Raw genomic sequence first — 14000 nt, forward strand, 5'->3', positions numbered from 1 at the left:
GGATCCGAATTCAGATTTCAGGCCTGTCGGGGCTGAAACTATCCGGATCTAGCGGAGGATTCGTTCACACAGGCACACGTCAGCCCTCGCTCGCGGGTTGCGATCGATGCCTTCCCCCGTGGCCGGATTATAGGCTTGTCAGCCTGGAGGGACAAGAAAGATGCCGGGATCATTGGTATTAATCACAAAAGGAAAAGCCGGGCGCGAAGCCCGGCTTTTCCAATCAGAACGACGTGGCCGAAGCCTTAGCTGTCGAGGAAACTTCTCAGCTTTCTGGAGCGGCTCGGGTGCTTCAGCTTGCGCAGCGCCTTCGCCTCGATCTGTCGGATACGTTCGCGAGTGACCGAGAACTGCTGACCGACTTCTTCGAGCGTATGGTCGGTGTTCATGCCGATGCCGAAGCGCATGCGCAGAACACGTTCTTCGCGCGGCGTCAGCGAGGCCAGAACGCGGGTGGTCGTCTCGCGCAGGTTCGCCTGGATGGCGGCGTCGATCGGCAGCAGCGCGTTCTTGTCCTCGATGAAATCGCCGAGATGCGAATCCTCTTCGTCACCGACAGGGGTTTCGAGCGAGATCGGCTCCTTGGCGATCTTCAGGACCTTGCGGACCTTTTCGAGCGGCATGGCCAGCTTTTCGGCCAGCTCTTCCGGCGTCGGCTCGCGGCCGATTTCGTGCAGCATCTGGCGCGACGTGCGGACGATCTTGTTGATCGTCTCGATCATGTGCACCGGAATGCGGATCGTGCGGGCCTGGTCGGCGATCGAACGGGTGATCGCCTGACGGATCCACCATGTCGCATAGGTCGAGAACTTGTAACCGCGGCGGTATTCGAACTTGTCGACCGCTTTCATCAGGCCGATATTGCCTTCCTGAATGAGGTCGAGGAACTGCAGGCCGCGGTTCGTGTATTTCTTGGCGATGGAGATGACCAGGCGAAGGTTCGCTTCGACCATTTCCTTCTTGGCGATACGCGCTTCGCGCTCGCCCTTCTGCACCATATGGACGATCCGGCGGAATTCCGAGATCGAGATACCGGTCTCGGTCGCCAGATTCTGGATTTCCTGGCGAATGTCGCGGATCGTCGTGTTTTCGCCCCTGGCGAATTCCTTCCAGCCGCGGGCGGCCAGATTGCCGATCGACTTCATCCAATTCGGATCGAGCTCGGCGCCCTGGTACTGTTCCAGGAAGGAGTCACGCTTGACGCCATAGGATTCGGCCAGACGCAGCAGGCGGCCCTCGTTGGAAACGAGGCGCTTGTTGATGTCGTAGAGCTGCTCGACCAGGGCGTCGATGCGGTTCTGGTTCAAGGACAGAGACTTGACGGCCTTGATGAGCTCATCCTTGAGCTCCTTGTAACGGCGCTCCTGGGCAGTGGACAGCGTGCCGGAAGCCGACAGCCGCTGCTCGACCTGCTGGTCCTGCAGCTTGCGCAGCTTCTTGTAAGTCTCGGCGATCGTATCGAGCGTCTCCATCACCTGCGGGCGAAGCTCGGCCTCCATCGCCGCCAGCGAAAGGTTGGATTCGTCCTCGTCCTCTTCCTCCTCTTCGGGAGGCAGGCCTTCGCCGCCGACATCGGTGATGTCGTCGTCACCGGAGCGGGCGCGACGGGTCTTTTCCTTCTCTTCTGCGAGCTTGCGATCGGCCTCGATCTTCTCCGGGCTCTGGAACTGCGGCGCAGCCTTGGCTTCAGGGCCGGAATAGGTCGTTTCGAGATCGATGATCTCGCGCAGCAACGTCGTGCCTTCGTTGAGCTCGTCGCGCCAGATGATCAGTGCCTGGAAGGTCAGCGGGCTCTCACAGAGGCCCGCGATCATCGTTTCGCGGCCGGCCTCGATACGCTTGGCGATCGCGATTTCGCCCTCGCGGGACAGAAGCTCCACCGAGCCCATCTCGCGCAGGTACATGCGAACCGGATCGTCGGTACGATCGGTCGGTTCTTTCTTCTTGGCGGTCGCCAGCGCCGTGCCGCTCGAAGGCGCGAGTTCGCCGCCTTCGCTCTCCTCCTCGCCGCCGGCGTCGTCGTCATCGCTGCCGCCGGAAGCACCGGCTTCCTCGGCTTCCTCGTCTTCGATGACGTTGATGCCCATGTCGGACAGCATCGACATCGTATCTTCGATCTGCTCGGACGTCACTTCTTCGGACGGCAGGACCGCGTTGAGCTCGTCCATGGTCACATAGCCGCGCTTCTTGGCGGCTTTGATCATCTTCTTGACCGCGTCGTCGGAAAGATCGAGAAGAGGGCCGTCGCTTGCGCCGTCGCGTTCGACTTCCGCGTCTTCGTTCTCTTTGACCTTGGTTGCCATTTATATCGTCGCCTTCCTGACGCTATCCAATCTCGCTACGGTGAACGGGCTGTCTCAGGGCCTGACGCGCCGCACGCGCCGCCCTCGAATCACCTTTGCCCACCTAACGGGATGACATTTAAAGCCTGATTAACCACGATTACCGGCACCGGACAGCAAAGCTTTCTTGCTTTTGGATTTCCGGCCATGGTTGCGCGATCCGCCTTGACCCAGTTCACCATTCAACAAGTCGAACGGTGATTCCCACATTTTTTGTTCTCGTCAAGCTTTTCCAGAAAAAAAGCCCACAAAAATACGGAAAAAGCCTTATCCACAGGCTTTGAACCGCGGCAGCGATTGCGAACCCTTATTTAAGATGCTGCGAACAAAAGACAAGGGCAGCAAGAATTTTGCCCGCCGCGCGGTCTTATACGCAGGATTTTCTGCCGGTTTTGCTGTTGTGCCGGCGGCAAAAACCGTTCGACCCCTCACATCCAGTCCATGACAACCTTGCCGGAGTTGCCCGACCGCATCGCCTCGAAGCCGTCGCGAAAATCGTCGATGCCGATCCGGTGGGTGATGATGGGCGCAAGGTCGAGGCCGCCCTGGACGAAGGCGATCATCTTGTACCAGGTCTCGAACATCTCACGACCGTAGATGCCCTTGAGATTGAGCATCTTGAAGATCACCTTGTTCCAGTCGATCTCGAAGCCCGCCGGCGCGATGCCGAGAATGGCGATCTTGCCGCCATTGTTCATCTTGTCGATCATGTCGCGGAAGGCAGGTGCGGCCCCCGACATTTCGAGCCCGACGTCGAATCCCTCCGTCATGCCGATCGCCTTCATCACGTCGGCGAGGTTTTCCTTCGATGCGTCGACGACATGGTCGATGCCGAGCTTGCGCGCCAACTCCAGCCGGTGGGGATTGATATCGGTGATGACGACCTTGCGGGCGCCGGATCGCTTGGCGACGAGCGCGCCCATGATGCCGATCGGCCCGGCGCCGGTGACGAGCACGTCCTCGCCGACGAGATCGAAGGAAAGCGCGGTGTGCACGGCATTGCCGAACGGATCGAAGATCGCGGCGATCTCGTCGGAAATATCATCCGGGATCGGCACGACATTGCTTTCGGGAATGCAGACGAATTCGCCGAAGGAGCCCGGGCGGTTGACGCCGACGCCGAGCGTGTTGCGGCAGAGATGCCCCCTGCCCGCCCGGCAGTTGCGGCACTTGCCGCAGACGATATGCCCCTCGCCGGAGACCCGCTCGCCGACATGATAGCGGGTGACCGCCGAGCCGATCTCGGCGATCTCGCCGGAGAATTCATGGCCGACCACCATCGGCACGGGAATGGTCTTCTGCGCCCACTGGTCCCAGTTCCAGATATGGACGTCGGTGCCGCAGATCGCCGATTTCTTCACCCGGATCAGCACATCGTTCGGCCCGACCTCAGGCACAGGCACATTCTCCATCCAAAGCCCGACCTCCGGTTTCGCTTTGACCAGCGCCTTCATCATGTTCGACATCGACAATATCCGCCCTTGTTCTGGTGCTCGACTTCGCTACTCCCTCTTCTCCCCGTCGGGGAGAAGGTGCCGTAGGGCGGATGAGGGGGCGGCACGGCACGCCATATAAACCTTACGTTGTTCCTCGCTTGCCGCTCGAAACGTCGCTTCGCTCCGCCCCCTCATCTGTCCTGACGGACATCTTCTCCCCGCTGGGGAGAAGGGGAAAGCCTTTCTCAAATCACACCCAGTTCCCGCCCTGCCTCGGCAAAGGCCGCGATTGCCCGCTCCACATCCGCCCGCGAATGCGCCGCCGACATTTGCGTGCGGATGCGGGCGTGGCCTTTCGGCACGACGGGGAAGGAGAAGCCGATCACATAGATCCCCTTCTTCAGCATCAGGCTTGCCATATCCTGGGCGAGCTTGGCATCACCCAGCATGACGGGGATAATCGGATGGCCTTCGCCGGCAAGCGTGAAGCCGAGCTTGGTCATTTCGGTGCGGAACAGATCGGCATTGTCGGAAAGGCGCTTGCGCAAGGCATCGCCATTTTCGATAAGGTCGAAAACCTTGAGCGAGGCGGCGGCGATGACGGGCGCCAGCGTGTTAGAGAACAGATAGGGCCGCGAGCGCTGCCGCAGCCACTCCACAACTTCGGCCTTGGCAGAGGTATAGCCGCCCGAGGCGCCGCCGAGCGCCTTGCCCAGCGTGCCGGTGATAATGTCGATCCGGCCTTCGACGCCGCAATGTTCGGCAGAGCCGCGACCGTTCTTGCCGACGAAACCGACGGCATGGCTGTCATCGACCATGACCATCGCACCGTATTTCTCGGCGAGATCGCAGACACCGCCCAAATTGGCGATGATTCCGTCCATCGAGAAGACGCCGTCGGTGGCAACCAGCTTGAAGCGGCTGCCTTCGGCCTTTTTCAGTTCCTCTTCGAGTGCCGCCACGTCGTTGTTGGCGTAGCGGAAGCGCTTGGCCTTCGAAAGCCTGACGCCGTCGATGATCGAGGCGTGGTTCAGCGCGTCCGAGATGATTGCGTCCTCTTCCGACAGCAGCGTTTCGAAGAGACCGCCATTGGCGTCGAAACAGGAGGAATAGAGGATCGTGTCTTCCATGCCGAGGAAGGAGGAGATGCGCGCCTCGAGCTGCTTATGCTCTTCCTGCGTACCGCAGATGAAACGCACCGAGGCCATGCCGTAGCCGTATCGGTCGAGCGCTTGCTTGCCGGCCTCGGCCAGTTCCTCGTTGTCGGCAAGGCCGAGATAGTTGTTGGCGCAGAAATTCAGCACCCGCTCGCCGGTGGAAATCGCGATCTCGCCCGCCTGCTTGGAGCTGATGACGCGCTCGGATTTGTAGAGGCCGGCATCCTTCAGCGCCGAGATCTCGTTGCTGAGATGGGAGAGAAATTGCGAGGTCATGGACGGCCTTTCCCGGAGATTTCCGTTTGCCCGCCGGGTTAGCATATTGCCGCCCGTTTGTCTTCTCAGCGCTGAACCGCAATCAGCAGGAACATCGGCCGGTCCAGCTCCTCGGCCCAGTCTGGATTGTCTTGGAGCTCATCTTCGCTCGGGCTCCACTCCTCGACATGGCGAATGGCAAAACCGGCCGCGATCAAGGTGTTGAGCGTGGTGCCGAGCTTGCGATGCTGCTTGACGACACCCTTGGCGAGCCAGTCGGTGGTGCGCGGACCTTCGACGGAATAGCGGTCGAGCGGCCAGATGCGCCGCCCTTCGGCATCGGTTGCCCAGGCGGGATTGGTCGGCGCCATGAAGATCGGATGCTCGATGGTGAAGACGAATTGCGATCCCGGCAAAAGCGCGCGATAGACCGTCGCGGCGAGACCGGCGAAATCCTCGATATAATGCAGCGCCAGCGAGCTATAGGCGAAATCGAAGGAGGCTTGAGCAAGTCTGAGACGCTCGAGATCGGCGATCTCGTAGGTGATCGCTGCGTCAGCCGTATCGGCCCTCGCTCTGGCGATCATCTTTTCCGAGATGTCGAGCGCAAGCACGCTTGCAGCACCCTGGCTCACGGCAAAACGCGAAAACCAGCCGAAGCCGCAGCCGAGATCGACAACACGCTTGCCGGAAAGATCGGGCATCAACGCGCGCACCGCCGGCCACTCCGATGCTCCGTCGAGCCCGTGCAAGGATCGTCTCATGCCGCTGTATCCGGCGAAGAATTCCGGTCGGTCGTAGATATTCTGGGCCATCGGCACTCCTCCCTTAAGAGCAGGAATACCATGCCCCCTCGTCCGATCTCAAGGATCAGACGGGTCCGCTCAGCCGTTGTCCTGCGCCAGGATGATCTCGAGGAAGGCATCGCCGTAACGTTCGAGCTTCGCCTGCCCGACGCCTGATATGGCGAGCAACTCCTTGCGGCTGCGAGGTCGCTCCGTGGCGAAGGCGATCAGCGTCGTATCGGGGAAGACGACATAGGGCGGCACGCCGAGCGATTTGGCGATCGCCATGCGCTCGGCCCTGAGCGCCTCGAAAAGACCGCCGTCTGCGCCTGACAGTCCCGATTTGCGTTCGCTGCGCTCTGCCTTCTTCGTGCGCCGTTCCGAGGCCGGGCGGTCCTTGCGGAAGAACACCTGCCGCTCGTGCTTGAAGACGGCGCGCGCCTCCGGCTCCAGCTTCAGCGCCCCGAAAGCCTCGTGGTCGACGCGGATCAGCCCCATGGCGAGCAACTGGCGGAAGACCGACTGCCAGGCGCGCGCCGGAATATCCTTGCCGGCGCCGAAGACCGGCATCTCGGCATGGCCGAAACGTTCGGTCTTTTCGTTGACGTTGCCGAGCAGGACATCGACGACATGGCCAGCGCCGAAACGCTCGCCGGTGCGGTAGACGGCCGCCAGCGCCTTGATCGCCGCCTCCGTGCCCTCCCAGGTCTCGACCGGCTTCAGGCAGGTGTCGCAATTGCCGCATTGTCCGGCATGCGCTTCGCCGAAATGGGCAAGAATTGCCTGACGGCGGCAGGAGGCGGTCTCGCAGATCGCCAGCAATGCGTTGAGCTTGGCGCGTTCGACCCGCTTGATCTCCGCGGCGGCGCTGCCCTCGTCGATCATCCGGCCGCGCTGGATGACGTCGGCCATGCCATAGGCCATCCAGACTTCGGACGGCAGGCCGTCGCGGCCGGCGCGGCCTGTCTCCTGATAATAGGCTTCGACCGAGCCCGGCAGGTCGAGATGGGCGACATAACGCACGTTCGGTTTGTCGATGCCCATGCCGAAGGCGACGGTGGCGACCAGGCAAAGATTCTCTTCCTTCAAGAAGGCATCCTGATTGGCGTCACGAACCGCCCTGTCCATGCCGGCATGATAGGCACGGGCGCGAATGCCCTGGCCGTTCAGCCATTCCGCCGTATCCTCGACCTTGGCGCGCGACAAGCAATAGACGATGCCGCTGTCGCCCTTGTGGCCGGACAGGAACCTCAGCAGTTGCTGGCGCGGCTGGTCGCGCTCGACGATCTCGTAGGCAATGTTCGGTCGGTCGAAGCTGGTGGTGAAGATTTCGGCAGCATCGAGCCCCAGCCGCTCGATGATGTCGTCGCGCGTATGCGGATCGGCCGTCGCCGTCAGCGCCACTCTGGGAACACCGGGATATTGCTCGCCAAGCCGGCCGAGAGCGCGATATTCCGGCCGGAAATCATGACCCCATTGCGAGACGCAATGGGCCTCGTCGATGGCAAACAGCGCGATCTTCTCGTTGGCGATCAGCTCGCGGAAACCATCGGTCAGAATGCGCTCGGGCGTCACATAGAGAAGGTCGAGCTGGCCTGCCGAAAGCGCGCGGCGAACCTCGACGAACTCCTCGCGCGACAGCGACGAATTGAGCGCGGCCGCCCGGATGCCGAGCTGCTTCATCGCCTCCACCTGATCGCGCATCAGCGCAATTAGCGGCGAAACGACGATACCGACGCCGTCGCGGCAGAGCGCCGGGATCTGGAAGCACAGCGATTTGCCGGCACCCGTGGGAAAGAGCACGACCGCATCGCCGCCGGAAACCACATGCTCGACGACTTGCTGCTGCTTGCCGCGGAAGGAGGAATAGCCGTAGACCTGCTTGAGGATATCGAGCGGCGAGCGGCCGGAAGAAAACAGCGCGCCGGAAGCGGAAAAGTCCGGTTCGTTTCGTTCGGTCAGCGACATCAGTGGTTCGCCGCCCCTTTGACGCGGCCGGAAAGCACGCCGAAGCCATCGATGATGGCCTCCTGGTTCTCTAGGCGCACCCCTTCGAAATGCACTTCCTGCTGCGCGCGCATCAGCTGAACGATCGCCTCGCCGTCGCCGGCTTCGGTCGCCAGCGCGATTTCGCGCTCGAGCTCGATCTTCTGCCGGCGCAACGCCTTCGCCCGCTTGTGGGAGGCCAGCGCCTGGCGGTATCCCTCACGCGCATCCTCCATCGCCGCCTCCTCGGTCGCGATCCACAGCCGGGCATTGCGCACCTGCTGGTCGAGGCTCTTGATGAGCGGGCCGAAGCCTTCGAATTCCAGCCTTTCGGTCAGATATTCGCGTGTCAGATGCGGGCCGGCGACAGCCGCGGCCGCCCCCAGCATCGCCGACCAGAGCCGCTGCAGCTCGCGGCTGTCATATTCGATCGCGGCGATCTCGTCATAATCGTCGATCATCAGCGAGGGGTGATTGACGACGGTCAGCGCCAGCACGCTTTCCCGCAGTGCCGTATTGTTCTGGTGGCCACGCACCGGGCCTGAACGGGCGAGCCTTTCGGAAATGACGCTCGGGCTTTTTGGCCCGGCCTTGCCCGCATTGTCGCGGCCCGTCCGGTAATTGCCATTGCCGTTGAAGCCGCCGCGGCGATCGCCATTATTGCGGTTCTGGAACTGCGGCTGGAAGAAGACGTTCAGCCGATCGCGAATATCCTGCTGGTAGTGACGGCGGACGTTCTCGTCGGCGATGACAGCGACCAATTGCTTCAGCCGCGCCTCGAGCTCGGCGCGCGCCTCGGGCGTGTCGAACTTGCCGGTATTGATCTCCCGGCTCCAAAGCATCTCGGAGAGCGGCTTTGCCTGGCTCATCACCTTGTCGAAAGGCGCACGCCCATCATCGCGCACCAGATCGTCGGGATCCTTGCCGTCGGGCAGAAGCGCAAAGCGAACGGAACGGCCGGGCTTCAGATGCGGCAATGCCAGTTCGGCGGCGCGGTTGGCAGCGCGGATGCCGGCGCCGTCGCCGTCGAAGCAGAGCACCGGCTGCGGCACCATCTTCCAGAGCAGCTCGAGCTGGTTTTCGGTGAGCGCCGTGCCGAGCGGCGCGACAGCATTCTCTATGCCCGCCTGATAGAGCGCGATTACATCCATATAGCCTTCGACGGCGATGATTGTGCCGGTCGCATCGTCGTCCTGACCGTCGCTGCGGCCCGGTCCCTGGATCGCGCGCCGCGCGCGGGCGAAATTGTAAAGGACATTGCCCTTGTGGAAGAGCTCCGTCTCGTTGGAGTTCAGATATTTCGCCGGCGCATCGGCCGACATGGCGCGGCCGCCGAAAGCGATCACCTTTTCCCGCGACGAAAGGATCGGGAACATGATGCGGTCGCGGAAACGATCGTAGGAAACCGGCACGTTTTCATGGACGACCAGGCCGCAGGCCTCGATCTGCTCCTTGGAGACACCCTTGCCGGCGAGGAATTCCTTGAGCGCATTGCGACTGTCAGGCGCAAAGCCGAGACGGAAGGTCTCGATGGTGCGCCCCGTCAATCCGCGGTCGCGCAGATAGGCGCGCGCCCTCGCCCCGTTCGCCGTCTGCAGCTGATCCTGGAAAAATTGTGTCGCCATTTCCATGACGTCGATCAGCGAGCCGCGCTCCTTCTCGCGCTTCTCCATCACAGGGTCGGCAAGCGGCATCGGCACGCCGGCCATATCGGCGATCTGCTGCACCGCCTCGGGAAAGCTCAGGCCCTCCAGCTCGGTCAGGAAGCGGAAATGGTCTCCGGTGACGCCGCAGCCGAAGCAGTGGTAGCGGCCCTTTCGGTCCTCGCAATGGAAGCTCGGCGATTTCTCGCCATGGAACGGGCAGCAGGCCCAGTAATCGCCGCGCGACACGTTGGTCTTGCGCTTGTCCCAGCTGACGCGGCGCGAAATCACGTTCGAAATCGGAACGCGATCGCGGATATCATCGAGAAAGGTGTTGGAAAAGCGCATTTATACCTCTTGGCCAACCTCCATATAAGCTGCTTTTCCGCTCCATGCCACGAAACTTGTCATGAAAACCCGCTATTCACAGGCTATGTGGCGGTCATCGTCGGTTCCGATTATCCAATCAACAACACGTTATCGCCCCCTGCGACAGGGTGCGACATTATTGTCCCTTCAGAGCCAGAATTCCGTCGTCAGAAAAGCTTCGGCAAGAGCGGCGGCATCCAACAGAGGTGAGAAAAAATATTTTTGAAACAATGGATTACCCCTTCAGATGATTGCGCCTCATCATTCTGCTCGCCACTTCCCGACAGTCCGCCTCGACGCCTCTTAAACCACCGTTTCCGGCAATTATTATTTTTTTGTAATTTGAATATGCCGCTGCACCGCAATAGGTTCGATCTCAACAAAGCGATCCCCGAGCGAAGCACCATCCCTACCCCCGGCGCCGCTTCGCAAGGGTGCCTTTGCAAATACCCTCCGGCTTGGGCTTCGGCCCTGCGTGCCGGCGGACGCAAAGAGCAAGAAGGCAGGAGCGCCCCCAGCTCCTGCCTTCTTAAATTTTGTGCTCTCTTGCGACGACTCTCCTTTTGAAATTAACCGCTTATTGACAAAACCGTTGACAGGCGGCGCTCGCATGAAAGATGGATGCGCCGAACTCCCTGGACCTCTCCAAATGGCTTTTACCGCGGACAATCTTGCAGCAGACGACCGCTTTCTCGCGGCCATCCTTCATTGCGCCGATCAGATGCTCGCCATCTATCGCGAGAGCCCGCGCATCGCCTCGATCTTCGCCGCGCAGCAGCGCTGGCTGATGGCCCATGCCGGCTTCGCGCTTCATTACGGTTATTCCGACGACGGGAAGAGCGGCGGCCTCTATTCCGGCCGCTTCATCGATTTTGCAGTCAGGAACGATATTGCCAGCCGCAACACGGCCGCGGCCTTCATGCAGGAAATGCTGGCCTATCGCTTCCTGCGACCGGTTCCCGGTCCCGATAAGCGCACACGCTACCTCGAGCCCACCGAAATCGCCGAGCAGCATTTCGCCCGATGGCTCGTCGCCCATATGATGATCCTCGACGGTCTCGACGGTGGTGAGCGCGCCAATAAGATCGCCGCCGAGCCCTCGGCGATGATGGCAGCGATCCAGCCGCTGATCGCAAGGGCGATCATCGGGAGTGAGGCGGTCCGCAATCCGGGCGCCACCTTCAACCTCTTCAACTGGGCGAATTCCGGCGGGCTGGTGATGGACTACCTGATCTCGCGCCTTCCCGAATTTCCAAGGACGGCCGACCGCGTCGTACTCGGCCCTCTGTCGCTCAGGGAAATCCGCGAACAGTTCATGATCTCCAACACCCACCTGAAGCGCCTTCTGATGCAGGCGGCGACCATGGAGAGCATTGGCTGGACCGAACCCTCCCGCAAGGGCGACTTCTGGCTGTCGGCCCACTTCATCCGCGAATATTGGAATTATCAGGCAGCGAAATTCGCCATCATCGATGCCGCCGCCGAAGCGGTGCTCGGGCCTGCGGTCCGTGACGAACCGCAGGCAAGACGCGCCATCTGAGGCTTATCCGTTCAACAGTTCCTTGACCGTCGCCGACGCCTTGGCGAAATCCATCTGGCCGGCATAACGCTCCTTCAGCGCCGCCATCACCTTGCCCATGTCCTTGGCGCCCGCGGCACCCGTCTCGGCGATGATCGCCGACACGTTGGCGCGCACTTCACTGTCCGAAAGTTGCTTCGGCATGAAATCCTGGATGACGGTGATTTCCGCGCGCTCCTTGGCGGCAAGCTCCGGCCGGGAATTCTCCTCGTAGATCTTGGCCGATTCGTCGCGCTGCTTCACCATCTTGGCGAGAATCTGCAGGATCTCGTCGTCGCTCGCCTGCTCCTTGCCGATGCCGCGATTGGCGATATCCCGGTCCTTGACCGCGGCCTGAATCAGCCGGACGGTGGAAAGCCGCTCCGCATTCTTGGCCTTCATCGCCTCTTTCAGCTGGGTGGCGAGTTGATCGCGCAGCATGGTCTTCACTCCTGTTTTGATGCCGCTTCATAAACCAGGCTGATGCGGGGGATCAAATAAATTGCGCGGTCGGCGCGATAAAGCGCAGGAAAACGGCGGCAATCTCGGCTACAAAGATTGACGCTAAGCGATTGCGTGGCTATTTACCGCCACCTGCACCAAAATTCGTGATCAGGCCTGAAGCGCGCGGCATTGCCGCGTCCACACGCCTGCGAGATCAAAAGGCGGCGAGCCGCGGCAACGCGCCCGCCTGCCGGAAATGGGATGAAGATGACCGCGACAGCACCCTGGACAATCGAAAAGCCGACCGCCCTGCTCGTTCTTGCCGACGGCACGGTCATCGAAGGCAAGGGCATCGGCGCCACCGGCAAGGTGCCGGCCGAAGTGGTTTTCAACACCGCGCTGACAGGCTACGAGGAGATCCTGACGGACCCTTCCTATCTCGGCCAGATCGTCACCTTCACCTTCCCGCATATCGGCAATATCGGCACCAATGATGAAGACATCGAGGATCTGACTCCTGCCGCCCGCCATGGCGCCGTCGGCGTCATCTTCAAGGCCGACATCACGGACCCCTCGAACTACCGCGCCGCCAAGCACCTCGACCAATGGCTGAAGGCCCGCGGCGTCATCGGTCTCTGCGGCATCGACACGCGCGCGCTGACCGCTTGGATCCGCGAGAACGGCGCTCCGAACGCGGTGATCGCCCACGACCCGAACGGCGTCTTCGACATCGAGACGCTGAAGGCCGAAGCCAAAGCCTGGAGCGGCCTCGAAGGTCTCGACCTTGCCAAGATCGCCTCGTCCGGCCAGTCCTCGCAATGGGTCGAAACGCCGTGGGTGTGGAATGAAGGTTACGGTGAACTCAAGGCGACGGACGCGAAATACCACGTCGTCTGCCTGGATTACGGCGTCAAGCGCAACATCCTACGCCTGTTTGCCGGCCTCGGCTGCAAAGTGACGGTCGTGCCGGCCGCAACGAGCGCCGAAGATGTGCTCGCCATGCAGCCGGACGGCATCTTCCTGTCGAACGGCCCGGGCGATCCGGCGGCAACCGGCGAATATGCCGTGCCCGTGATCAAGACGCTTGTTAAGACCGATATCCCGGTCTTCGGCATCTGCCTCGGCCACCAGATGCTGGGGCTCGCACTCGGCGCGAAGACCGAGAAAATGCATCAGGGCCATCATGGCGCCAACCATCCCGTCAAGGACCATACCACAGGAAAGGTCGAGATCGTCTCGATGAACCACGGCTTCGCGGTAGACTCGAAGTCGCTGCCCGATGGCGTTGAAGAGACTCATATTTCACTTTTCGACGGCACCAATTGCGGCCTGCGCGTCCTCGGCAAGCAGGTCTTCTCGGTCCAGCACCACCCGGAAGCCTCTCCCGGCCCGCAGGACAGCCACTATCTCTTCCGCCGCTTCATCAACATGGTGCGCGAGAAGAAGGGCGAACCGGCGCTCGCCGAACGCTGATTTCAAGCAACACCGATTTCCGATGGGCCCGCTTACAGCGCCGCGCGTCTTTTCAGCGCAAAGGACGCTGTAACACTTTGAATTGCTACATAATTCCTTAAATCGATTCCGATTTGAGGAATTATGCAGCGGCCGGGCCTTTTTCTTTATCCGCCTCTTGACATCAGCTTAACTTGAGGAATTACAGATCTGCCTGCAGACATCTGATGCAGGAGAAAACTGGATGAACGGAGCTTTCTTTCGAGTAGACAAGTTCATCGTGCCGGCGGCGGCGCGAGAAGAATTTCTCGTCAGAGTGATGATGACCCACAAGCTGCTGGAAGCGCAGGACGGTTTCATCGATCACAGGGTGCTGGAGCAGGTCGCCGGTCCGGGCGAATTCAATTTCGTCACGATTGCCGAATGGGAAAATACAGAGGTCGTCGAACGCGCGCGGGCCGCCGTCGCTGCGGCTCACAAGGCCGCCAATTTCGATCCGCAGGAAATGTTTGCGTGTCTCGGCATTCGTGCAGATATCGCAGGCTACAAGCCTGTCGCGGCCTGACCGCAGAG

10 protein-coding genes are annotated in these 14000 nt (G+C 61.2%); 3 read left to right on the forward strand and 7 right to left on the reverse strand.

Annotated features, from left to right (window positions below):
- Window positions 1-245 precede the first annotated feature (245 nt).
- From rpoD to dnaG, 6 genes are all read right to left on the reverse strand, one after another.
- A complete protein-coding gene (gene rpoD / locus N2A41_RS14780) occupies window positions 246-2303 on the reverse strand; it encodes an RNA polymerase sigma factor RpoD (protein ID WP_017965213.1) in 2058 nt (685 codons plus the stop codon).
- 467 nt (window positions 2304-2770) lie between these two features.
- Complete coding sequence (gene tdh, locus N2A41_RS14785) at window positions 2771-3808, reverse strand: L-threonine 3-dehydrogenase (RefSeq protein WP_011652887.1); 1038 nt, start codon at window positions 3806-3808, stop codon at window positions 2771-2773.
- A 215-nt stretch (window positions 3809-4023) separates the two neighbouring features.
- A complete protein-coding gene (locus N2A41_RS14790) occupies window positions 4024-5211 on the reverse strand; it encodes a glycine C-acetyltransferase (RefSeq protein ID WP_260109104.1) in 1188 nt (395 codons plus the stop codon).
- Window positions 5212-5276: 65 nt separating this feature from the next.
- Window positions 5277-6005 (reverse strand): class I SAM-dependent methyltransferase, encoded by a 729-nt coding sequence (locus N2A41_RS14795; protein ID WP_260109105.1) that lies wholly within the window; start codon window positions 6003-6005, stop codon window positions 5277-5279.
- A gap of 69 nt (window positions 6006-6074) precedes the next feature.
- Window positions 6075-7943 (reverse strand): DNA helicase RecQ, encoded by a 1869-nt coding sequence (gene recQ, locus N2A41_RS14800; protein ID WP_222279928.1) that lies wholly within the window; start codon window positions 7941-7943, stop codon window positions 6075-6077.
- Window positions 7943-9952: a DNA primase gene (gene dnaG / locus N2A41_RS14805; protein WP_260109106.1), complete on the reverse strand. Its 2010-nt coding sequence runs from the start codon at window positions 9950-9952 to the stop codon at window positions 7943-7945. The genes recQ and dnaG overlap by 1 nt, the downstream gene beginning before the upstream one ends.
- Window positions 9953-10622: 670 nt before the next feature.
- On the opposite strand from dnaG, the gene N2A41_RS14810 reads away from it, so the two are divergent.
- Window positions 10623-11513 carry a hypothetical protein gene (locus N2A41_RS14810; RefSeq protein WP_222386522.1) on the forward strand — a complete coding sequence of 297 codons (891 nt, stop codon included), beginning with the start codon at window positions 10623-10625 and terminating at the stop codon, window positions 11511-11513.
- Between the two features lie 3 nt (window positions 11514-11516).
- Here the strand turns inward: N2A41_RS14810 and N2A41_RS14815 are convergent, their stop codons facing one another.
- Window positions 11517-11972, reverse strand: coding sequence for a GatB/YqeY domain-containing protein (locus N2A41_RS14815; protein WP_222386523.1), 456 nt, complete (start codon window positions 11970-11972; stop codon window positions 11517-11519).
- A 270-nt stretch (window positions 11973-12242) separates the two neighbouring features.
- Here N2A41_RS14815 and carA point away from each other — a divergent pair, with 270 nt between their 5' ends.
- Together carA and N2A41_RS14825 are read left to right on the forward strand one after the other, a co-directional pair.
- Complete coding sequence (carA, locus tag N2A41_RS14820) at window positions 12243-13448, forward strand: glutamine-hydrolyzing carbamoyl-phosphate synthase small subunit (protein ID WP_032985309.1); 1206 nt, start codon at window positions 12243-12245, stop codon at window positions 13446-13448.
- A 223-nt stretch (window positions 13449-13671) separates the two neighbouring features.
- Window positions 13672-13992: an antibiotic biosynthesis monooxygenase family protein gene (locus N2A41_RS14825; protein ID WP_260109107.1), complete on the forward strand. Its 321-nt coding sequence runs from the start codon at window positions 13672-13674 to the stop codon at window positions 13990-13992.
- The last annotated feature ends 8 nt before the right edge of the window (window positions 13993-14000 follow it).

Source organism: Rhizobium sp. SRDI969 (genome assembly GCF_025152725.1).
In the GTDB taxonomy this organism is placed as follows: Bacteria; Pseudomonadota; Alphaproteobacteria; order Rhizobiales; family Rhizobiaceae; genus Rhizobium; species Rhizobium leguminosarum_I.

Bases quoted from the DNA above. Each gene is read 5' to 3' on its own strand.
- carA (WP_032985309.1), top strand. From the start codon at position 12,243: ATGACCGCGACAGCACCCTGGACAATCGAAAAGCCGACCGCCCTGCTC.
- N2A41_RS14795 (WP_260109105.1), bottom strand. From the start codon at position 6,005: ATGGCCCAGAATATCTACGACCGACCGGAATTCTTCGCCGGATACAGC.
- recQ (WP_222279928.1), bottom strand. From the start codon at position 7,943: ATGTCGCTGACCGAACGAAACGAACCGGACTTTTCCGCTTCCGGCGCG.
- N2A41_RS14810 (WP_222386522.1), top strand. From the start codon at position 10,623: ATGGCTTTTACCGCGGACAATCTTGCAGCAGACGACCGCTTTCTCGCG.
- rpoD (WP_017965213.1), bottom strand. From the start codon at position 2,303: ATGGCAACCAAGGTCAAAGAGAACGAAGACGCGGAAGTCGAACGCGAC.
- dnaG (WP_260109106.1), bottom strand. From the start codon at position 9,952: ATGCGCTTTTCCAACACCTTTCTCGATGATATCCGCGATCGCGTTCCG.
- N2A41_RS14790 (WP_260109104.1), bottom strand. From the start codon at position 5,211: ATGACCTCGCAATTTCTCTCCCATCTCAGCAACGAGATCTCGGCGCTG.
- N2A41_RS14825 (WP_260109107.1), top strand. From the start codon at position 13,672: ATGAACGGAGCTTTCTTTCGAGTAGACAAGTTCATCGTGCCGGCGGCG.
- tdh (WP_011652887.1), bottom strand. From the start codon at position 3,808: ATGTCGAACATGATGAAGGCGCTGGTCAAAGCGAAACCGGAGGTCGGG.
- N2A41_RS14815 (WP_222386523.1), bottom strand. From the start codon at position 11,972: ATGCTGCGCGATCAACTCGCCACCCAGCTGAAAGAGGCGATGAAGGCC.